Source organism: Pantoea sp. SM3 (assembly GCF_000963995.1).
GTDB classification, from domain to species: domain Bacteria; phylum Pseudomonadota; class Gammaproteobacteria; order Enterobacterales; family Enterobacteriaceae; genus Pantoea; species Pantoea rwandensis_B.
The window spans coordinates 1-913 of sequence record NZ_JZRD01000086.1 but is presented as its reverse complement, the minus strand read 5'-3'; the positions used below and the strand labels follow the sequence as shown (position 1 = coordinate 913).

Sequence of the window (913 nt, the reverse complement as noted above, 5' to 3'; positions counted from 1 at the left end):
TTGCTGAAGTAATGCGCAATGTCGCTGGCGGAGTCCGGGAATTTCGTAACGTTCTGACGCATGGTGAACCTCTCAATGGTTAAAATGTAGTCGGCTCTGTCTGACCGTAAAGTTATACAACTTAATCAAACTTGTACAGCAATTGTGTTGTTGTACAGCTTATCTTTTTGTGCAAAAAGTGCTAGATGTTACTAAACAGTAACTTAGGTGAGTATCAGCGCGCGAATGATGAGCGAGTTAACGAAAGGGTTGTACAACAGTCAGAACAGCATGCTCAGCTCAGGGGTCGGGGTACAGGGAAGAAGCCTGCCCGGTATCATCCGAACAGGCGGGAATGCCTTCAGTGCGCTGAGCCGCGGCCTGAGGCGGTAATCCATCTCAGCTCGTCCCGGTTGCCCGGTAATGACTCAAACCTGCGGAGCCAGCGTTTCGCCCCTCTTATCTGCACGCAGCGCGCTGGATTTTCCTCTACGTCGGCCATCTCAGCCAGCTCGCGGATAAGCGAGCCAACGGTAATGTCCGCATTATTCATCGCCAGATGAACTGCCGCTTCGCCAATAATCTTCTGGTTCTGGTCATGGTCATTATCAGGCATGCTTTGCTCTCCCTCCGCTTTATTACGGTATTTCAGTGTAGTCACTTAATGGACTGAAAACCGGTTCCATTTAAATACTTTCCGCGCATTATCCCGTCAGTCAGAATTACGCTCAGCCGCACAGCAATAAAAAACACCCTGAATTCAGATGCCTGACAGATTATCAGAGGTAAATATCGGAAAATACTGAATAAAACTTATGTTTAGTCTGAAATCGTTTTCATCCTGAGATGCAGCCTGAGCATGTGAATGTTTCGGGATTTAATCTCAGAAGAGGATTTAACATGGCCTGAAAAATATGGATGATAAGCCTGCAGG

At 47.3% G+C, this 913-nt stretch carries 1 protein-coding gene; it reads right to left on the bottom strand.

Annotation, left to right across the window (positions count from 1 at the left end; genetic code table 11):
- Window positions 1-340: 340 nt before the first annotated feature.
- Window positions 341-595, bottom strand: coding sequence for a hypothetical protein (locus VI01_RS24530; protein WP_045816999.1), 255 nt, complete (start codon window positions 593-595; stop codon window positions 341-343).
- Window positions 596-913: the final 318 nt, after the last annotated feature.